This is a genomic window from Halorubrum salinarum (assembly GCF_013267195.1).
GTDB classification, from domain to species: domain Archaea; phylum Halobacteriota; class Halobacteria; order Halobacteriales; family Haloferacaceae; genus Halorubrum; species Halorubrum salinarum.
This window is the reverse complement of sequence record NZ_CP053941.1, coordinates 1,189,952-1,207,273: the sequence shown is the minus strand read 5'-3', so window position 1 is coordinate 1,207,273 and position 17,322 is coordinate 1,189,952. Positions and strand designations below refer to the sequence as shown.

Annotated in this window: 17 protein-coding genes; 14 read left to right on the top strand and 3 right to left on the bottom strand. The window is 69.7% G+C overall.

Features of this window, described 5'->3' with window-relative positions; genetic code table 11:
• Positions 1–8 precede the first annotated feature (8 nt).
• Positions 9–407 carry a DUF5790 family protein gene (locus tag HPS36_RS06075; RefSeq protein WP_121563496.1) on the top strand — a complete coding sequence of 133 codons (399 nt, stop codon included), beginning with the start codon at positions 9–11 and terminating at the stop codon, positions 405–407.
• 14 nt (positions 408–421) lie between these two features.
• Here the strand turns inward: HPS36_RS06075 and HPS36_RS06070 are convergent, their stop codons facing one another.
• Positions 422–1,183 carry a creatininase family protein gene (locus HPS36_RS06070; RefSeq protein WP_173229142.1) on the bottom strand — a complete coding sequence of 254 codons (762 nt, stop codon included), beginning with the start codon at positions 1,181–1,183 and terminating at the stop codon, positions 422–424.
• Between the two features lie 132 nt (positions 1,184–1,315).
• Here HPS36_RS06070 and HPS36_RS06065 point away from each other — a divergent pair, with 132 nt between their 5' ends.
• On the top strand, positions 1,316–1,624 hold the full coding sequence (locus HPS36_RS06065) for a DUF5789 family protein (RefSeq protein ID WP_121563498.1): 309 nt from the start codon (positions 1,316–1,318) through the stop codon (positions 1,622–1,624).
• A 39-nt stretch (positions 1,625–1,663) separates the two neighbouring features.
• Here the strand turns inward: HPS36_RS06065 and HPS36_RS06060 are convergent, their stop codons facing one another.
• Positions 1,664–3,607 (bottom strand): ABC transporter ATP-binding protein, encoded by a 1,944-nt coding sequence (locus HPS36_RS06060; RefSeq protein ID WP_173229140.1) that lies wholly within the window; start codon positions 3,605–3,607, stop codon positions 1,664–1,666.
• Between the two features lie 220 nt (positions 3,608–3,827).
• Complete coding sequence (locus HPS36_RS06055) at positions 3,828–4,103, bottom strand: DUF7538 family protein (RefSeq protein ID WP_121563500.1); 276 nt, start codon at positions 4,101–4,103, stop codon at positions 3,828–3,830.
• Positions 4,104–4,240: 137 nt separating this feature from the next.
• Here HPS36_RS06055 and rnz point away from each other — a divergent pair, with 137 nt between their 5' ends.
• The 12 genes from rnz to HPS36_RS05995 all read left to right on the top strand — a co-directional run bounded on the left by rnz (position 4,241) and on the right by HPS36_RS05995 (position 17,319).
• Positions 4,241–5,173, top strand: coding sequence for a ribonuclease Z (gene rnz / locus HPS36_RS06050; protein ID WP_173229138.1), 933 nt, complete (start codon positions 4,241–4,243; stop codon positions 5,171–5,173).
• A 332-nt stretch (positions 5,174–5,505) separates the two neighbouring features.
• Complete coding sequence (locus HPS36_RS06045) at positions 5,506–6,432, top strand: replication factor A (protein ID WP_173229137.1); 927 nt, start codon at positions 5,506–5,508, stop codon at positions 6,430–6,432.
• 1 nt (position 6,433) lies between these two features.
• The gene (locus HPS36_RS06040) at positions 6,434–7,084 is read left to right on the top strand and encodes an RPA family protein (RefSeq protein ID WP_137716985.1); all 651 of its coding nucleotides are present in this window, start codon (positions 6,434–6,436) and stop codon (positions 7,082–7,084) included.
• A gap of 91 nt (positions 7,085–7,175) precedes the next feature.
• Positions 7,176–7,580 carry a CopG family transcriptional regulator gene (locus HPS36_RS06035; RefSeq protein ID WP_053770142.1) on the top strand — a complete coding sequence of 135 codons (405 nt, stop codon included), beginning with the start codon at positions 7,176–7,178 and terminating at the stop codon, positions 7,578–7,580.
• Positions 7,581–7,925: 345 nt separating this feature from the next.
• Positions 7,926–9,029 (top strand): pyruvate dehydrogenase (acetyl-transferring) E1 component subunit alpha, encoded by a 1,104-nt coding sequence (gene pdhA / locus HPS36_RS06030; protein WP_173230796.1) that lies wholly within the window; start codon positions 7,926–7,928, stop codon positions 9,027–9,029.
• Entirely contained in the window at positions 9,030–10,016 is a 987-nt protein-coding gene (locus HPS36_RS06025) for an alpha-ketoacid dehydrogenase subunit beta (RefSeq protein ID WP_173229134.1), read from the top strand.
• A gap of 45 nt (positions 10,017–10,061) precedes the next feature.
• The gene (locus tag HPS36_RS06020) at positions 10,062–11,675 is read left to right on the top strand and encodes a 2-oxo acid dehydrogenase subunit E2 (protein ID WP_173229133.1); all 1,614 of its coding nucleotides are present in this window, start codon (positions 10,062–10,064) and stop codon (positions 11,673–11,675) included.
• The gene (gene lpdA / locus HPS36_RS06015; protein ID WP_173229131.1) at positions 11,675–13,102 is read left to right on the top strand and encodes a dihydrolipoyl dehydrogenase; all 1,428 of its coding nucleotides are present in this window, start codon (positions 11,675–11,677) and stop codon (positions 13,100–13,102) included. Before HPS36_RS06020 ends, lpdA begins: the two co-directional genes overlap by 1 nt.
• A gap of 350 nt (positions 13,103–13,452) precedes the next feature.
• Positions 13,453–15,582, top strand: a complete 2,130-nt coding sequence (gene katG / locus HPS36_RS06010; RefSeq protein WP_173229129.1) for a catalase/peroxidase HPI — start codon at positions 13,453–13,455, stop codon at positions 15,580–15,582.
• A 293-nt stretch (positions 15,583–15,875) separates the two neighbouring features.
• A complete protein-coding gene (locus HPS36_RS06005; protein WP_053770137.1) occupies positions 15,876–16,205 on the top strand; it encodes a DUF5783 family protein in 330 nt (109 codons plus the stop codon).
• 78 nt (positions 16,206–16,283) lie between these two features.
• A complete protein-coding gene (locus tag HPS36_RS06000) occupies positions 16,284–16,664 on the top strand; it encodes an iron-sulfur cluster biogenesis protein NfuA (RefSeq protein ID WP_053770136.1) in 381 nt (126 codons plus the stop codon).
• 235 nt (positions 16,665–16,899) lie between these two features.
• A complete protein-coding gene (locus tag HPS36_RS05995; RefSeq protein ID WP_137716980.1) occupies positions 16,900–17,319 on the top strand; it encodes a PPC domain-containing DNA-binding protein in 420 nt (139 codons plus the stop codon).
• The last annotated feature ends 3 nt before the right edge of the window (positions 17,320–17,322 follow it).

Genomic DNA, 17,322 nt, shown 5'->3' with positions numbered 1-17,322 from the left:
GTCCGGACATGGCTCAGTCCACGTTCGACGACGACGACCTGTTCGGCGAGGCGGCCGAGGAGACCCGCGCGGAGGTCGAAGAGCACCTCGCGGCGGCGCGCGACCAGCTCCCCGATCCGGACGCGGTGTGGGAGACGGACGCGGACAACGTCCTCGGCGCGCTCAACGGGCTGAAGTCCGCGCTCGACGCAGGCGACGCGGTCGACAGCGTGCGCTCGGCGAAGAAGGCGTACGTCCTCGGCGAGCGCGCCGACGCCTTCGAGGACGCCGACGACCTGAAGGCGGAGATAGAGGAGCTGGAGTCGCTCGTCGGCGACATCGAGAGCGCGGCCGACGAGGTGGCCTCCCTCACCGGCACCGTCCCCGCGATCCGCGGCGCGCTCCAGGACGCGGCCGACGAGGAGTAGCGCCCGTCGCTTCCTCAGGTCTCTCGCTCGACCACCGCCGCCGCCAGCTCGGCGAGCGACGCGCTCGCGCGGTCGAGCAGTTCCCGCCCCCGCTCCGCGTCGCCCGCCCGCGGGTCGCCGACGACGCCGTTGTCGGTGAACTCGTCGGAGTCGTGCGCGAGGTTCACCCCGGCGACCCACTCGCCCCACCGGTCGGCGGCGCCCGCGCCCGCCTCGTCGACGCGCTCCTCCCGGACCAGGTCCGGGTTCGTCGCGCGCAGCAGCGCCGTCTCCAGCGGGCCGGCGTGGCCCATGTCGCTCGCGTGGTCGCCGACCGCCTCGAACCAGGTGAACGCGACGCCGTACCCCGCGTGGGCGCCGTCGCGCGAGAACCGCCTGGCGACCTCCGCGAGCGCCTCGACGTTCCCCCCGTGACCGTTGACGAACACGACGCGGTCGACCCCGTGCGAGACCAGCGACTCGGCGGACTCGCGGACGTACGCCCGGAACGTCTCCGGCGAGACCCACATCGTCCCGTCGAACGCGCGGTGTTCCTCGGCGACGCCGACCGGGACCGGCGGCGCGACCGCGACCTCCCCGCGCTCCGCGTCGGCGGATTCGTCCGACCCCGGTCGCTCGTATGCGTCGGCGCCCGCCTCGGCGACCGCGACGGCGTTCAGGGCGTCGGTACCGAGCGGGGCGTGCGGCCCGTGCTGTTCCGTGCTGCCGACCGGGAGGAACGCGACGTCGACGTCGGCGTCGCGGACGTCGGTCCACGTGACCTCGCTGAGGCGCATACCCGCACCTCGGCGCGCGGCGTGGTATAGGCGGCGGTCACCGCCGACGCCGCGTCCGACGGGCGCTCGCGGCGAGACCAGGGACGCGGGCGCTCCCGAGGTATTATAGCCCTCCCCGTGGATCCGGACCGCATGAGCGGTGACAACGCGGACCACGACTCGGAGGCGCACGAGCCGGCCCCCGCCGTGACGTTCGGCCCGCTGAAGCGGGCGCTCCGCGAGCACCGCTACCCGGTGACGGCGGCGGAGCTGATAGAGCAGTACGGCGCCGCGACGCTGGAGGCGGGGACGACGACGGAGCGGCTCGACAGCCTGCTCGAAGGCCGCGAGGAGACGCAGTTCCGCGACCCCGCGGAGGTCCGCGAGGCCGTCCTCGACGCGCTCGGGTACGCCGACGACTCCCCGGCGTCCGCCGACGAGTGGACTCGGCTCCCGCGGTGACGGTCGACCGGTCCGACGGGCCGCCCCGACCGGCCGCGGTCAGTCGTCGTCGCTCTCGGCGTCCTCGACGATCCGGGCGGTGCGCTCCTGCGCCCGGTCGATGAACTCCTGGGGGAGCTCGTCGATCTCGCCGGCCTGAACGCCCCAGAGGTGCGCGTACAGCCCGTCGTTGTCGAGCAGCTCGTCGTGCGTGCCGCGCTCGGCGATCTTCCCGCCCTCCAACACGAGGATGGTGTCCGCGTCCTTGATCGTCGAGAGCCGGTGGGCGATCGCGAACGTCGTCCGGTCCTCCGTGAGGCGGTCGAGCGAGCGCTGGATCAGCATCTCCGTCTCCGTGTCGACGTCGGAGGTCGCCTCGTCGAGGATGAGGATGTCCGGGTCGGTCAACACGGCGCGGGCGATGGTGATCCGCTGGCGCTGGCCGCCGGAGAGCTTCACGCCGCGCTCGCCGACCATCGTGTCGTAGCCGTCGGGGAGGTTCTGGATGAAGTCGTGGGCCTCGGCCGCCTCGGCCGCCTCCCGGACCTCCTCGTCGGTCGCGTCGAACGTGCCGTAGGTGATGTTCTCGCGGACGGTGCCGTAGAACAGGTACGACGACTGCCCGACGTAGCCGATCGCGCGGCGCAGCGACCGCAGCGTCACGTCGCTGACGTTCTGGTCGTCGATCCGGATCTCCCCGTCGTCGACGTCGTACATCCGGAGGAGCAGCTTGAGCACGGTCGACTTGCCGGCCCCGGTCGGGCCGACCAGGGCGAGCGTCTCGCCGCCCTCGACCTCGAAGTCGATGTCCTCGACGATGGTCTCGTCGTCGTAGCCGAAGGAGACGTCGTCGTACACGACGCGGCCGTCGTCGACGACGAGCTCCTGGGCGTCGCGGTCCTCCTCCAGCTTCGAGGGCTCGTCCATCAGCCCGAAGATCCGCGCGGAGGAGGCGCGGGCGCGCTGGTACATGTTGATGATCTGCCCGAACTGCGCCATCGGCCAGATGAACCGCTGGGTGTAGAGGATGAACACGACGAACATCCCCTCGGAGAGCTCGCCCGTGAACGGTCCCGGGGGCCCCTGGAACACCCAGAGCCCGCCGACGATGAACGTGAGGACGAAGCCGATGCCCGCGAGCACGCGGAGGCCGGGGAAGAACTTGATCCGCGTCTCGATGGCGTCCCAGTTGGCGTCGAAGTAGTCGAAGGAGACGTCGTCGACGCGGTCCGACTCGTAGGACTCGGTGTTGGCCGCCTTGATCACCTGGATGCCGCCGAGGTTGTTCTCCAGCCGGGAGTTCATCTTGCCGACCGTCGACCGCACCTCGGCGTACTTCGGCTGGATGATCTTGATGAACACGTAGGTGAACCCGGCGATGACGGGGACGGGCAGCAGCGCGACCAAGGCGAGCTGCCAGTTGATCCAGAACAGGAGCACGCCGATCCCGATCACCATCACGGACAGCCGGAACACGGAGTTCATCCCGTCGTTGAGGAACCGCTCTAACCGGTTCACGTCGTTCGAGAGGATGGACATCATCTCACCGGTCTGCTTGTCCGAGAAGAAGTCCATGTTGAGCCGCTGCATCTGGTCGTACGTGTCGGTCCGGACGTCGTGCTGGATGTTCTGGGCGAAGGCGTTGAACCCCCAGTTCCGGACCCAGTGGAAGCCGGCGCCGAAGGCGAACGCGCCGGCCAGCACCGCGATCGTGAACCAGAACTGCGCCACCTGTTCCGTCGGGAGCCACGCGTCCGGCAGCAACACCAGCGGGATCTGTTCGGCGAACTGGGCCTCGCCGCGGAAGATGGCGTCGAGGGCGATCCCGAGCATTAGCGGCGGGAGCAGGTCGAGCAGCCGCGCGAAGACGCTCGCGAGGATCCCCACCGTCACCTGCGGGACGTAGTCGCGGCCGTACTCGACGAACAGCCGCTTCATCGGATTCTCGATCTTGTCCCGCTGCTCCTCGAAGGGATCGTCTTCCTCCCATTCGACGCCACTCATCACACAATCGTATCAGGTATGCGGGCAAATAGGTTTCCTTCGAACCGAAATACATCGGCAGAAAACGCCGGTAGCGAGCGGCCGTTCGGGCGATTTCGCCCCGCCGACTGCGGTCGCCGCGCGGACGCCTCGGCCGATCCGAGAACGCGACCGTCGCGCGCGCCGGTCCCGGCTCCGACGACCGCGCCGCGGACTCACCCCTCGCGACCCGGGGTCGGCCTCACAGCTCGCGCCGCTCCACGTCGGGGTCGATCCCGGCCTCGTCGAGGTCCTCCCGGATGCGCCGGCGCAGCGGGTCCGGAACCCCGTCGCGGGGGACCGGCGCCGCCGTCTCGCCCTCGTCGTCGGTCGGGACGGACCAGTAGAGGACGCGGGGCGTCTCGGCGTAGAACTCCACCGCGTATCGGTCGCTGCCCCCCTCGTAGTGGACGCGGGCGGCCGCGCCCTCCGCGCGCCACCCCTCCTGTCTGACCAAGGCGGCGATCGGGTCTCGCATGGCCGCGCTCGGGCGCCCGGACACATGTGGGTGTCGGCCGGGGACGCGACCGGGACTACTTGCCGGCGCGCTCGTCGCTGTTTCCCCGCTCCGCCCGCATCGACACCGGTTTACAACCGCCGTCCCGATGAGTCGGCATGTCTCTTCGCGTCACGTTCCTCGGGACGGGCGGCGCCGTCCCGACCGTCGAACGCGCGGCCAGCGCCGTCTTCGTCAACCGCGAGGGCGACCGCTTCCTCTTCGATTGCGGGGAGGGCACCCAGCGCGAGATGATGCGCAGCGGCACGGGGTTCGCCGTCGACCGCGTGTTCGTCTCGCACCTCCACGGCGACCACGTCCTCGGGATCCCCGGCCTCGTCCAGACGCTCGGGTTCAACGACCGCACCGACCCGCTGACGGTCCACTGCCCGCCGGGGACCGACGACCACCTCCGCGACCTCGTCCACGCGGTCGGCCACGACCCGGCGTTCCCGGTCCGGATCGAGCCGGTCGCGCCCGGCGAGGTGGCCCACGAGACCGACGAGTACGCAGTGCGCGCCTTCGAGACGGAACACCGGACCGTCTCGCAGGGGTACGTCTTAGAGGAGGACGACCGCCCCGGCCGGTTCGACCGCCCGAAGGCCGAGGCGCTCGGGGTCCCCGTCGGCCCGAAGTTCGGCCGCCTCCACGAGGGCGAGGCGGTCGAGGCCGAGGACGGCTCGGTCGTTGAGCCGGAGCAGGTCGTCGGCCCGCCGCGCCCGGGTCGCAAACTCGTCTACACCGCGGACACGCGCCCGCGAGAGGCGACCGTCGAGGCCGCCGAGGCCGCCGACCTGCTGATCCACGACGCCACCTTCGCCGACGACATGGCCGACCGCGCCCGCGACACGGCCCACTCGACCGGCCGCGAGGCGGGGTCGATCGCCGACCGCGCGAACGCGGAGCGGCTCGCTTTGGTCCACATCTCCTCGCGCTACGCGGCGGACCCGAGCCCGATCCTCCGGGACGCGCGCGAGGCGTTCGACGGCGAGTGCCTGCTCCCTGACGACGGGGACCTGATCGAGGTGCCGTTCCCCGACGCCGACGACTGAGCCCGCCGCGGACCCCGCTCGCCGTGCTCTACACTCGCCGCACCTCTCGCTTGCCGTGCCACGCACTCGCCGGACCTTTCGCTCGCCCTGCGTGTGACCGCTACCCGTGGGACGGTTCCACTTGAAACGAAGCCCGCGCACGGCTGACGGGCGTCTGACGCGAGCGAGGTCGTCCCGTCGGTCGATCCCCGCGGATCGAAAGAACACTGCGTAGCGCGCCTCAGGCGGGCGTTTAGTTCCACTTTCACCGCGGTCACGTACGTTTTAATACCATCTGGAACCAACCGTCGTACGCCTCCCACTGAAAACAAGACCGGAGGCGGAGACACCCCATGAGCGAACTGCGACAGGAAGCGGAAGCGATAGCGGAACAGTTCTCGGACTACACCGAGGTCGACCCCGACGACGTCGAGGAGCGCCTCGAAACGCTCGTCGACGAGTACCGCGTGCCGCTCGACGAGGCGAGCCGGAGCGTCACCAACAGCTACCTCGAAGACGCCGGCATGGAGCGCGACGAGCTCGGCCGCGGCGGCAGCGAGGAGGTCCTCGTCAACGACATCGACGAGGACGAGCAGTGGGTCGACTTACGCGTGAAACTGGTCGACCTCTGGGAGCCGCGCAGCGACTCCATCTCGCAGGTCGGCCTGCTCGGCGACGAGTCGGGCACGATCAAGTTCGTCGCCTTCGAGACCTCCGACCTCCCCGAGCTGACGGAGGGCCAGTCCTACGAGCTCTCGAACGTCGTCACCGACGAGTACGAGGGGAGCTACTCGGTGAAGCTCAACCGGACGACAGGTATCACCGAGATCGACGACGAGATCGAGGTCGGTGACAACGCCGACACCGTCGAGGGCGCCCTCGTGGACATCCAGTCCGGCTCCGGCCTGATCAAGCGGTGCCCCGAGGAGGACTGTACGCGCGTCCTCCAGAACGGGCGCTGCTCCGAACACGGCCAGGTCGAAGGCGAGTTCGACCTCCGGATCAAGGGCGTCTTGGACGACGGCGAGACCGTCACCGAGGTCATCTTCGACCGCGAGGCCACCGAGGAGCTCACCGGCATGACCCTGGAAGAAGCCAAGGACATGGCGATGGACGCGCTCGACACCACCGTCGTCGCCGAGGAGATGGGCGAGGACGTGCTCGGGCGCTACTACCGGGTCACCGGCCCCACCTTCGGCCGGTACGTTCTGGTCGACGAGATGGAGGATCCCGGCACCGTCGACGTTGAAAGCGCGCTGATCGAAGCGAGGTCGATCTGAAATGAGCCAGTCAGCACCCACCCGAGAGGTCGCCCGGCGCGTGTTCGCGAGCGAGTTCAACGACGCCGGCTACACGTTCACCGAGTCCGACGACGAGCGCGCCCCCGTCTACGCGCTGCTCCCGACCGGCGAGTCCTCGAACCGCGTGTTCTTCGTGGGCACGCTCACGGAGAAGGAGGACGTCGGCGAGGACAGCGAGTACTGGCGCGGCCGCATCGTCGACCCGACGGGCACGTTCTTCGTGTACGCCGGCCAGTACCAGCCGGAAGCCGCTTCCAAACTCCGGGACCTGGAGCCCCCGGCCTACGTCGCAGTCGTGGGGAAGCCCCGGACCTACGAGACCGACGACGGCACGGTCCGGGTCTCCGTCCGCCCCGAGTCGATCACCGAGGTCGACGCCGCCACCCGCGACCGCTGGGTCGCGGAGACCGCCCGCCGCACCGTCGAGCGCGTCGCCGCGTTCGACGACGAGGGCAACGAGTACGCGCGCATGGCGCGCGAGGAGTACGACCTCGACCCCGAGACGTACAAGGCCGCCGCGCTGTCGGCGTTAGAGGACCTCGACGAGAGCGGCGACGAACTCGCCGGCGACGACGCCGCGCTCGGCGACGCCCCCGACGGGTCCGACCCGGCCGGCGCGCCGGAGCCCTGACCGGGACGCCGGCCCGGCGCCCGGACGGCGCCGCTCGCCGTGCGACCGTCTGACAAACTGTTAAGTACGCGCCGGGACCTACGACCCGCTAATGGGCAACAAGAACAAGACGGTCTCGTTCCGCGTCAACGAGGACGCGTTCGAGGCGCTCCGCGACATCGCCGAGGAGCGGGACATCTCGCTGTCGGCGGTCTTCCGGGACTACGTGGACATGCTCGTTGCCCACGACGGTCAGGTCCGGGTCGTCCCGGAACACGAGCTGACCGACGCGGACGGCGACGGCGAGGCCTTCCCGCCCCGGGTCGAGGTCCCGAAGAGCTTCGTCCGGGAGCACGAGCGGTTAGAGCTCGAGGCCGAACACCTCCGCGAGCAGCTCGAAGAGCACAAGCGGTACATCAACCACCTCCGGGAGCAGGTCGAGGGCGACGACGAGGACGTGATCCACTTGGAGGACCTCGACGGCGAGTCGGACGAGCCGTCGTTCCGCCTCGGTTAGGGTCACACGCCGCCCCCTTCCGCTCCGACCGAGACCGCCCGACCCGCCGCTTCTCACGCCGCGCTCGCCCGCCGAGCCGCGGCGCCGCGCCGCCCGGGTTCCGCTCCGACCGGCGACCCCCGGCGCGAAAACCTTCCTGTTCGTCCGTTACTGACCGCCGAACCGCCCATCTTGGCGAAAATATTGCCGAACAGCTCCGAGTTTGTTCAGAAACGTCCGATTCTCTTACAGTGCGATGGACGGTTTCTCAGTGCGAAGGCGCTATTTCTGATTATACTAAATTATTTACGAAAACGATATTACCCGGGCGGTGAACGGATCGGACATGCGAAGGTGGGTTCGACCGTGACCGTGTTCGACAGGGCGTACGACGATACGGTTCGCGTCCTCGACGAGGACGGCGAGGTCGTCGGCGACGTTCCCGACCTCGACGACGAGTCGCTCGTCGAGATGTACAGACACATGCGGCTGGCGCGCCACTTCGACGGCCGCGCGGTGAGCCTCCAGCGACAGGGCCGGATGGGGACGTACCCCCCGCTCTCCGGCCAGGAGGGCGCCCAGATCGGTTCGGCGTACGCGCTCGACGACGACGACTGGATGATCCCGTCGTACCGCGAACACGGCGCCGCCCTGGTCCACGGCCTCCCGCTGAAACAGACGCTGCTCTACTGGATGGGCCACGAAGACGGCAACCGCGCGCCGGACGACGTCAACGTCTTCCCGGTCGCCGTCCCCATCGCGTCGCAGGTGCCCCACGCGACGGGCGCCGCGTGGGCCTCGAAGCTCCGCGGCGAGGACGACGCGTTCATCTGTTACTTCGGGGACGGCGCGACGAGCGAGGGGGACTTCCACGAGGGGGTCAACTTCGCCGGCGTGTTCGACACGCCGACCGTCTTCTTCTGTAACAACAACCAGTGGGCCATCTCCGTCCCCCGCGAGCGGCAGACCCGGAGCGCGACGCTGGCGCAGAAGGCGGAGGCGTACGGCATCGACGGCGTCCAGGTCGACGGCATGGACCCGCTCGCGGTGTACAGCGTCACGGAGGCGGCCTTGGAGAAGGCGCGTGACCCCGACGCCGACCGGCCGCGGCCGACGCTCATCGAGGCGGTCCAGTACCGCTTCGGCGCGCACACGACCGCCGACGACCCGACGGTCTACCGCGACGACGACGAGGTCGAGCGCTGGAAGCGGAAGGACCCGATCGACCGGCTGGAGGCGTACCTCCGGGACGAGGGGGTCCTCGACGACGAGCGCGTCGCCGAGGTCGAGTCGTCGGTCGAGGCGCAGGTCGCGGACGCCATCGACGCGGCGGAGTCGATGGCGCGGCCCGACCCGCGGGAGCTGTTCGAGCACGCCTACGCGGAGCTCCCGCCCGAACTGGAGCGGCAGTACGAGGAGTTCGCCGCGCTGCGCGACGAGCGCGGGGACGAAGCGTTCCTGGAGGACTGAATGAGCGAGACACAGAACCTCACGTTGGTACAGGCGATACGAGACGGACTACACACCGAACTGCGCGAGGACGACGACGTGGTCGTGATGGGCCAGGACGTCGGGAAGAACGGCGGCGTCTTCCGCGCCACAGAGGGGCTGTTCGACGAGTTCGGCGGCGACCGGGTGATCGACACCCCGCTCGCCGAGTCGGGCATCGTCGGGACCGCGGTCGGGATGGCGGCGATGGGGATGCGCCCGGTTCCGGAGATACAGTTCTCCGGGTTCATGTACCCGGGCTTCGACCAGATCGTCTCGCACATGGCGCGGTTCCGCACCCGCAGCCGCGGGCGGTTCACGCTCCCCATGACGCTCCGGGCGCCCTACGGCGGCGGCATCCGCGCGCCGGAACACCACTCCGAGTCGAAGGAGGCGTTCTACGCCCACGAGGCGGGGCTGAAGGTGGTGATTCCCTCGACGCCGTACGAGGCGAAGGGCCTGCTCGCGGCGTCGATCCGCGACCCCGACCCGGTGGTCTTCCTCGAACCGAAGCTGATCTACCGGGCGTTCCGCGAGGAGGTGCCCGAGGAGCCGTACACGGTCCCCATCGGCGAGGCGGCCACGCGCCGCGAGGGCGACGACGTGGCGGTGTTCACCTACGGCGCGATGACCCGTCCCACGCTGGAGGCCGCCGAGACGCTCGGCGAGGAGGGGATCGAGTGCGAGGTCGTCGACCTCCGGACGGTCTCCCCGCTCGACCGCGAGGCGATCGTCGAGGCGTTCGAGAAGACCGGCCGCGCGGTCGTCGTCCACGAGGCGCCCAAGACGGGCGGGCTCGCGGGCGAGATCACGGCGATCCTCCAGGAGGAGGCGCTGCTGTATCAGGAGGCGCCGATCGGCCGCGTCACCGGCTTCGACGTGCCGTACCCGCTGTACGCGCTGGAGGACTACTACCTCCCGTCCGCGGCGCGCATCGAGGACGGCATCCTGGAGGCGGTCGAATTTTAACATGGCCGCCGGAGATACACCCATGAACGCCGAGGTGACCGACGCGTGACGGTCGAGGAGTTCAAGCTGCCCGACGTCGGCGAGGGCGTCGCGGAGGGCGAACTCGTCAGCTGGCTGGTCGCGCCCGGCGACCGCGTCGAGGAGGACCAGCCCGTCGCGGAGGTCGAGACCGACAAGGCGCTCGTCGAGGTGCCGTCGAGCTACGACGGGACCGTCGAGGAGCTGTTCGTCGACGAGGGGGACATGGTCCCGGTCGGCGACGTGATCATCTCGTTCCGGGTCGACGAGGACGGCGACGGCGGGGCGACCGCCGAGGCGGAACCCGAACCGGAGCCCGAGCCCGACGCGGGCGACGAACCGGCGCCGGACGCGAGCGCCGACGCGGCCGACGGGGCGACGAGCGAGCCCGACACGCCCTCGGGCCGCACCTTCGCGCCGCCGTCCGCCCGTCGGCTCGCCCGCGAGCTGGGCGTCGACGTCGCGGCGGTCGACGGGAGCGGCCCCGGCGGTCGCGTGACCGAGGCCGACGTGCGCGCCCACGCCGAGGGCGGCGGATCCGCCGACCCGGGCGGCGCGGACGACGGCCCCGAACCCCGCCCCGCGCCGACCGACACCGGCTCGACCGGCCGGAAGTCCGCGGTCAGCAAGCGCGGCGGCGACGGCTCTTCGGACGGGGCGTCGGCGCCCGCCGCCGGCGCGCCCGAGCCCGCGGGCCGCGAGACGACGCTCGCGACGCCGGCGACCCGGAAGGTCGCGCGCGAGCGCGGCGTCGACCTCGACGACGTGCCGACCGACGAGACCCGCGACGGCGAGGCGTTCGTCACGGCCGACGCCGTGAACGCGTACGCCGACGCGCTGGAGTCGCCGTCCGAGCCGGAGCCGGCGACCGTCGACGCGGACCCCGCGCCGGACGCGGCCGCCGCGACCGACGCCGCCGGCACCGCTTCGGGCGACGAGACGGTCCCCTACCGCGGCGTCAGGCGCACCATCGGGAAGCAGATGGAGCGGTCGAAGTACACGGCGCCGCACGTCACCCACCACGACACCGCCGAAGTGGACGCGCTCGTCGAGGCCCGCGAGCAGCTGAAGCCGACGGCCGAGGCCGAGGGCGTGAAGCTCACCTACATGCCGTTCGTGATGAAGGCCATCGTCGCCGGGCTGAAGGAGTACCCGTACCTCAACAGCGAGCTCCGCGAGGACGACGAGGAGATCGTGTTGAAGCGCGACTACAACCTCGGGATCGCGGTCGCGACCGACGCCGGCCTCATGGTCCCGGTCGTCGAGGACGTCGACGAGAAGGGGCTCTTCGAGCTGGCCGACGAGGTCAACGACCTCGCTTCCCGCGCCCGCGAGCGGAAGCTCAAGCCGGCGGAGATGAAGGGCGGCACCTTCTCTATCACCAACTTCGGCGCCATCGGCGGCGAGTACGCCACGCCGATCATCAACTACCCCGAGACCGCGATCTTAGGGCTCGGCGCCATCGAGGAGCGCCCCGTCGTGCGCGAGGGCGCCGACGGGACGAGCGAGGTCGTCCCGGCGCCGACGCTGCCGCTGTCGCTGTCGATCGACCACCGGGTCGTCGACGGTGCGGTCGCGGCCGAGTTCGCGAACACCGTCATGGAACACTTAGAAACCCCCCTGCTGCTACTCAACGAATAATGGTCGTCGGAGACGTCACCACGGGAACGGAGGTACTGGTCATCGGCGCGGGACCGGGCGGCTACGTCGCCGCCATCCGCGCCGCACAGGAGGGGCTCGACACGACCTTAGTCGAGAAGGACGCCTACGGCGGCGCCTGTCTCAACCGCGGGTGTATCCCCTCGAAGGCGCTGATCACGGGGAGCGGACTGGCCCACGAGGCCGGCAACGCGGAGTTCATGGGCGTCCACGCGGACCCCGCCGTCGACATGGGGAAGATGATCGAGTGGAAGGACGGCGTGGTCGACCGGCTGACGGGCGGCGTCGAGAAGCTCTGTAAGGCGAACGGCGTGAACCTGGTCGAGGGCGTCGCCTCGTTCGTCGGCGAGAACACCGTCCGGGTCGCGCACGGCGGCGACGGGCAGGGCTCGGAGACGCTGGAGTTCGAACACGCGGTGATCGCCACCGGGTCGCGGCCGATCCAGGTCCCCGGCTTCGACTTCGCCGAGGACCACGTCTGGAGCTCCGCCGACGCGCTCGACGCCGACACGGTCCCGGACCGACTCGGGGTCGTCGGCGGCGGCTACATCGGCATGGAGCTGGCGACGACGTACGCCAAGCTCGGCGCCGAGGTCACGGTCGTCGAGATGCTCGACGACATCCTCGACCCCTACGAGGACGACGTGAAGCGCGTCGTCCGCAAGCGCGCCGAGGAGCTCGGCGTCGAGTTCAACTTCGGCGAGGGCGCGAGCGAGTGGACGGAGGCGCCCGACGGGGGCTACCTCCTCCGCACTGAGACCGAGGACGGCGAGGAGTCGACCTACGGCGTCGACAAGATCCTCGTCGCGGTCGGCCGCCAGCCCGTCACCGACGGGCTCGACCTGGAGAACGCCGGGATCGAGACGGACGACCGCGGGTTCGTCGAGACGGACGACCGCACCCGCACGGCGGTCGAGCACGTCCACGCCGTCGGCGACGTGGCCGGCGACCCGATGCTCGCGCACGCGGCCTCCAACGAGGGGATCGTCGCCGCCGAGGTGATCGCCGGTGAGCCGGCCGCGCTCGACCGACAGGCGGTCCCGGCCGCGGTGTTCACGGACCCCGAGATCGGGACGGTCGGAATGACGGAGGCGGAGGCCGCTGAGGCCGGCTTCGAGCCCGCGGTCGGCGAGATGCCGTTCAACGCCTCCGGGCGGGCGATGACGACCGGCCACACCGAGGGGTTCGTCCGGATCGTCGCCGACGAGGAGACCGGATTCGTCCTCGGCGGACAGATCGTCGGCCCGGAGGCGTCGGAGCTGATCGCCGAGGTCGCGCTCGCGGTCGAGATGGGCGCCACCCTCGAAGACGTGGCCGCCACCGTCCACACCCACCCGACGCTCGCGGAGGCGGTGATGGAGGCCGCGGAGAACGCGCGCGGGCAGGCGATCCACACGCTGAACCGCTGATCGCGTTCGACCCCTCCCCGTCACGCGCACTGCGCTCTCCCCGTCCCCGTCGCGAGCGGTCGCCGTCCCGTCCCGCCGAGGTCCCGCGGCGAGGCGAACCGACGGGTCGCCGGCTCCCCGAGTGTGACTCTCATCCACACTCGTCGAACTGTCGAAACTCCGACTCGTCGCCGCCGAAAATAGGTGCTTACCACGCGGTAAACCTCTCGCAGCGCCGCTACGGTCTCCGACGAGGAGTTCGCATATCCCCAAATAGAACTTCATTATTTCGATAGAAACCCTCTGTTATAACGATGTTTACCTCGCCGAATTAGACAATATTATCTGCGAAGAGGAGCGACCATTTTTTGATGGCTAGTAACACCAAAGAGTGGTGGCCGGATCAGCTGGATCTGGAACTACTCGACCAGAACGCCGGCGACATCGGTCCCTACGACGAGGACTTCGACTACGCGGCGGCGTTCGAGGAACTCGACCTCGCCGAGGTCAAGTCCGACCTCGAAGACGTGATGACCGACTCGAAGGAGTGGTGGCCCGCCGACTACGGGCACTACGGCCCGCTGTTCATCCGGATGGCGTGGCACAGCGCCGGCACGTACCGCTCGCTCGACGGGCGCGGCGGCGCCGCCGGCGGACACCAGCGGCTCCCGCCGATCAGCAGCTGGCCGGACAACGTGAACCTCGACAAGGCTCGGCGGCTGTTGGAGCCGGTCAAGACGAAGTACGGCGAGAAGCTCTCGTGGGCCGACCTCATCGTGCTCGCCGGCAACGTCGCGCTGGAGTCGATGGGCTTCGAGACGTTCGGCTTCGCGGGCGGCCGCGCGGACGACTTCCGCGGCGACGACGCCGTCGACTGGGGCCCCGAAAGCGAGTTCGAGACGACCTCTCCCGACCGGTTCGACGAGAACGGCGACCTCAAGGCCCCGCTCGGGAACACCGTGATGGGCCTCATCTACGTCAACCCCGAGGGGCCGAACGGCGAGCCCGACCTCGAGGGCTCGGCGAAGAACATCCGCCAGTCGTTCAGCCGGATGGCGATGAACGACAAAGAGACCGTCGCGCTCATCGCCGGCGGCCACACCTTCGGGAAGGTCCACGGCGCCGACGACGGCGACAACCTCGGCCCCGAGCCCGAGGACGCCCCCATCGACCTCCAGGGCCTCGGCTGGGACAACGAGTTCGGCGAGGGGATGGGCCCCGACACCATCACCAGCGGCATCGAGGGGCCGTGGAACGCCACCCCGACGGTCTGGGACACGAGCTACGTCGACAACCTGCTCGAGCACGAGTGGGAGCCGGAGAAGGGCCCCGGCGGCGCGTGGCAGTGGACCACGAAGGACGACGAGCTCGACGACGCCGCCCCGGGCGTCGCGGACCCCGACGACAAGGAGGACATCATGATGCTCACGACGGACGTCGCCCTGAAGCACGACGACGACTTCCGGGCCGTCCTTGAGGAGTTCAGCGACGACCCCGACGAGTTCCAGGAGACGTTCGCGAAGGCGTGGTACAAGCTCATCCACCGCGACATGGGCCCGCCGGAGCGGTTCCTCGGCCCCGAGGTCCCGGAGGAGACGATGATCTGGCAGGACCCGCTGCCGGACGCCGACTACGAACCGATCGGCGACGCGGAGGTCTCCGACCTCAAGGGCGCGCTCCTCGACTCCGACCTCTCGACCGGCGAACTCGTCAAGACCGCGTGGGCGGCGGCGTCCACCTACCGCGACAGCGACAAGCGCGGCGGCGCCAACGGCGCCCGCATCCGCCTCGAACCGCAGCGGAGCTGGGAGGCCAACGAGCCCGAGCGGCTCGCCGACGTCCTCGCGACGCTCGAAGACGTGCAGGCCGAGTTCAACGAGTCGCGCGCCGACGACGTGCGGGTCTCGCTCGCCGACCTCATCGTGCTGGGCGGGACCGCGGCCGTCGAGCAGGCCGCGGCCGACGCGGGCTACGACGTCGAGGTGCCGTTCGAGCCCGGTCGCGTCGACGCCACCGCCGAGCAGACCGACGAGGAGTCGTTCGAGGCGCTCAAGCCGAAGGCCGACGGGTTCCGTAACTACCTCGGCGACACCGACGAGGACGTCGAGGACCTCATGGTCGACAAGGCCGACCTGTTGAACCTGACCGCCAGTGAGATGACCGTGCTGGCCGGCGGGCTGCGAACGCTCGGCGCGACCTACGGCGACCGCACGGCGTTCACCGACGAGCCCGGGACGCTGACGAACGAGTTCTTCGTGAACCTGCTCGACATGGAGTACGAGTGGGACGAGGTCACCGACGCCGAGGACATCTACGAGGTCCGCGACCGGGACACCGGCGAGGTCGCGTGGGAGGCGACGCGCGCCGACCTCATCTTCGGCTCGAACGCGCGGCTCCGCACCATCGCCGACGTGTACGCCAGCGACGAGGAGAAGTTTGTCGAGGACTTCGTCGCGGTCTGGAGCGAGGTCATGACGCTCGACCGCTTCGACCTCGAGTAACGCCCCCGTCGCAGTCGGATTTTTTCGGTCTCGCAGCGCGGTTCCGGTAGCTCCGGCTCTCCCTCGCCGACGCGGCCCGAATCGCTCTTCTCGCCCGCCGAGCCCTCGGCTTGTAACGGACGGCTGGTTCCCCGGCCATCGCCGTGCGCAACGAATTCTATATCGCGACATGTGATTTATCACGGCGCCGACGGCCGAATCTCCCGTTCGACCGCAGGCCCGGTTTCCCGGGCCGAACCGGCGTCTCGGCGGCGATCGACCGGCTTTTTTCCCGCCAGGCCCTCGCTCGCGACATGGCCGACGAGTTCGACCCGGAGAAGTTCGAAGACAAGTACGCGAACTACTTCCAGGAGCTCCAGCGGGCGTACAAGAACGCGTTCAACCAGATGAACGACCGGCACGACTCGGAGCTGATCCACGGCATCGACCAGACCGTGCTCAACGAGTCGGAGCCGTTCTACGAGGACGGCGAGTTCCGCGTCGAGCTCCCGGAGAACCCCCGCGAGCGCATCCGCGGCGCCGTCGCGGTCGACGACGAGACGTTCGAGGAGACGCTCGACGAGTACGTCGAGCGGATCGAGTCCGAGCTGTACCGGACGCTCGGCGTCGACCGCCCGGAGTGACCGAGTAAGGGGGTCCGCGTCGGCGCCCGGATCCGGCCGAACCAAAGGCATAAGCCCGCCGCCCGCCAACTCGCGGGCATGAGCACGGACACGACTGACGCGGAAAACGAGCTCCGCGAGCGGATCACGAACTTCCTGCGGCGCAACTTCCCGCAGATCCAGATGCACGGCGGCAGCGCCGCCATCGCCCACCTCGACCGCGAGAAGGGCGAGGTGACGGTCCAGCTCGGCGGCGCCTGTTCCGGCTGCGGCATCTCGCCGATGACGATCCAGGCGATCAAGTCCCGGATGGTCAAGGAGATCCCCGAGATCGAGACGGTCCACGCGGACACCGGCGCGGCGGCCGGCGCCGACGGCGACCTCGGCGGGACCAGCAGCGGCGGGATGTCCCCCTCGTTCCCCGGCGAGACGACCGACGACGACGGCGGCGACGACGAAGGCCCGCAGGCCCCGTTCTGAATCGGTCCGACCGACGGTTTCTCTCTTCTTTCTCTCAGACTCCCGAGTCGCATCGCCGTTCGCCGCTTAGTAGTCGATTTCGTACGGAAGCGGCATCCTCGGGCCTGAATCTGTGCGATACGGTTCTCGACCGGATCTTCAAGGTAAATCTCATGCCGCTATATCGAATTCGAACCCCACCTCGATCTCAGTCCGACTGAAGCCTTTTTCTCCCCGGCAGCCGTGGGGAGTTGCTATGTACCATCGCGAGGTCGAACCCACGGCGGAGTACGTCGCGCGGTTCGAGACCGGCGCCGACTGGCGCGAGGAGATAGAGGCCCTCGCCCGCGAGGAGAACGTGGAGGCGGGCTGGTTCACGGCGCTCGGCGCGGTTCAGGACGCGGACGTCTGGTTCTACGACCAGGAGGAGACCGAGTACCGGTCGGTGACGTTCGACGAGCCGCTGGAGGTGGCCGCCTGCGTGGGCAACGTCTCGCTCTTAGAGGGGGACGTGTTCGCCCACACCCACGCGGTGCTCTCGCGCCCGAGCGGGCAGGCCCTCGCGGGGCACCTCGACTCCGCGACCGTCTGGGCGGGCGAGTGCCACCTGCGCGCGTTCGCCGAGCCGCTGGAGCGTTCGCACGACGAGGCCACCGACCTGGACCTGTGGCTGTGACCC

Bases quoted from the DNA above. Each gene is read 5' to 3' on its own strand.
- HPS36_RS06075 (WP_121563496.1), top strand. From the start codon at position 9: ATGGCTCAGTCCACGTTCGACGACGACGACCTGTTCGGCGAGGCGGCC.
- HPS36_RS06070 (WP_173229142.1), bottom strand. From the start codon at position 1,183: ATGCGCCTCAGCGAGGTCACGTGGACCGACGTCCGCGACGCCGACGTC.
- HPS36_RS06065 (WP_121563498.1), top strand. From the start codon at position 1,316: ATGAGCGGTGACAACGCGGACCACGACTCGGAGGCGCACGAGCCGGCC.
- HPS36_RS06060 (WP_173229140.1), bottom strand. From the start codon at position 3,607: ATGAGTGGCGTCGAATGGGAGGAAGACGATCCCTTCGAGGAGCAGCGG.
- HPS36_RS06055 (WP_121563500.1), bottom strand. From the start codon at position 4,103: ATGCGAGACCCGATCGCCGCCTTGGTCAGACAGGAGGGGTGGCGCGCG.
- rnz (WP_173229138.1), top strand. From the start codon at position 4,241: ATGTCTCTTCGCGTCACGTTCCTCGGGACGGGCGGCGCCGTCCCGACC.
- HPS36_RS06045 (WP_173229137.1), top strand. From the start codon at position 5,506: ATGAGCGAACTGCGACAGGAAGCGGAAGCGATAGCGGAACAGTTCTCG.
- HPS36_RS06040 (WP_137716985.1), top strand. From the start codon at position 6,434: ATGAGCCAGTCAGCACCCACCCGAGAGGTCGCCCGGCGCGTGTTCGCG.
- HPS36_RS06035 (WP_053770142.1), top strand. From the start codon at position 7,176: ATGGGCAACAAGAACAAGACGGTCTCGTTCCGCGTCAACGAGGACGCG.
- HPS36_RS06025 (WP_173229134.1), top strand. From the start codon at position 9,030: ATGAGCGAGACACAGAACCTCACGTTGGTACAGGCGATACGAGACGGA.
- lpdA (WP_173229131.1), top strand. From the start codon at position 11,675: ATGGTCGTCGGAGACGTCACCACGGGAACGGAGGTACTGGTCATCGGC.
- katG (WP_173229129.1), top strand. From the start codon at position 13,453: ATGGCTAGTAACACCAAAGAGTGGTGGCCGGATCAGCTGGATCTGGAA.
- HPS36_RS06005 (WP_053770137.1), top strand. From the start codon at position 15,876: ATGGCCGACGAGTTCGACCCGGAGAAGTTCGAAGACAAGTACGCGAAC.
- HPS36_RS06000 (WP_053770136.1), top strand. From the start codon at position 16,284: ATGAGCACGGACACGACTGACGCGGAAAACGAGCTCCGCGAGCGGATC.
- HPS36_RS05995 (WP_137716980.1), top strand. From the start codon at position 16,900: ATGTACCATCGCGAGGTCGAACCCACGGCGGAGTACGTCGCGCGGTTC.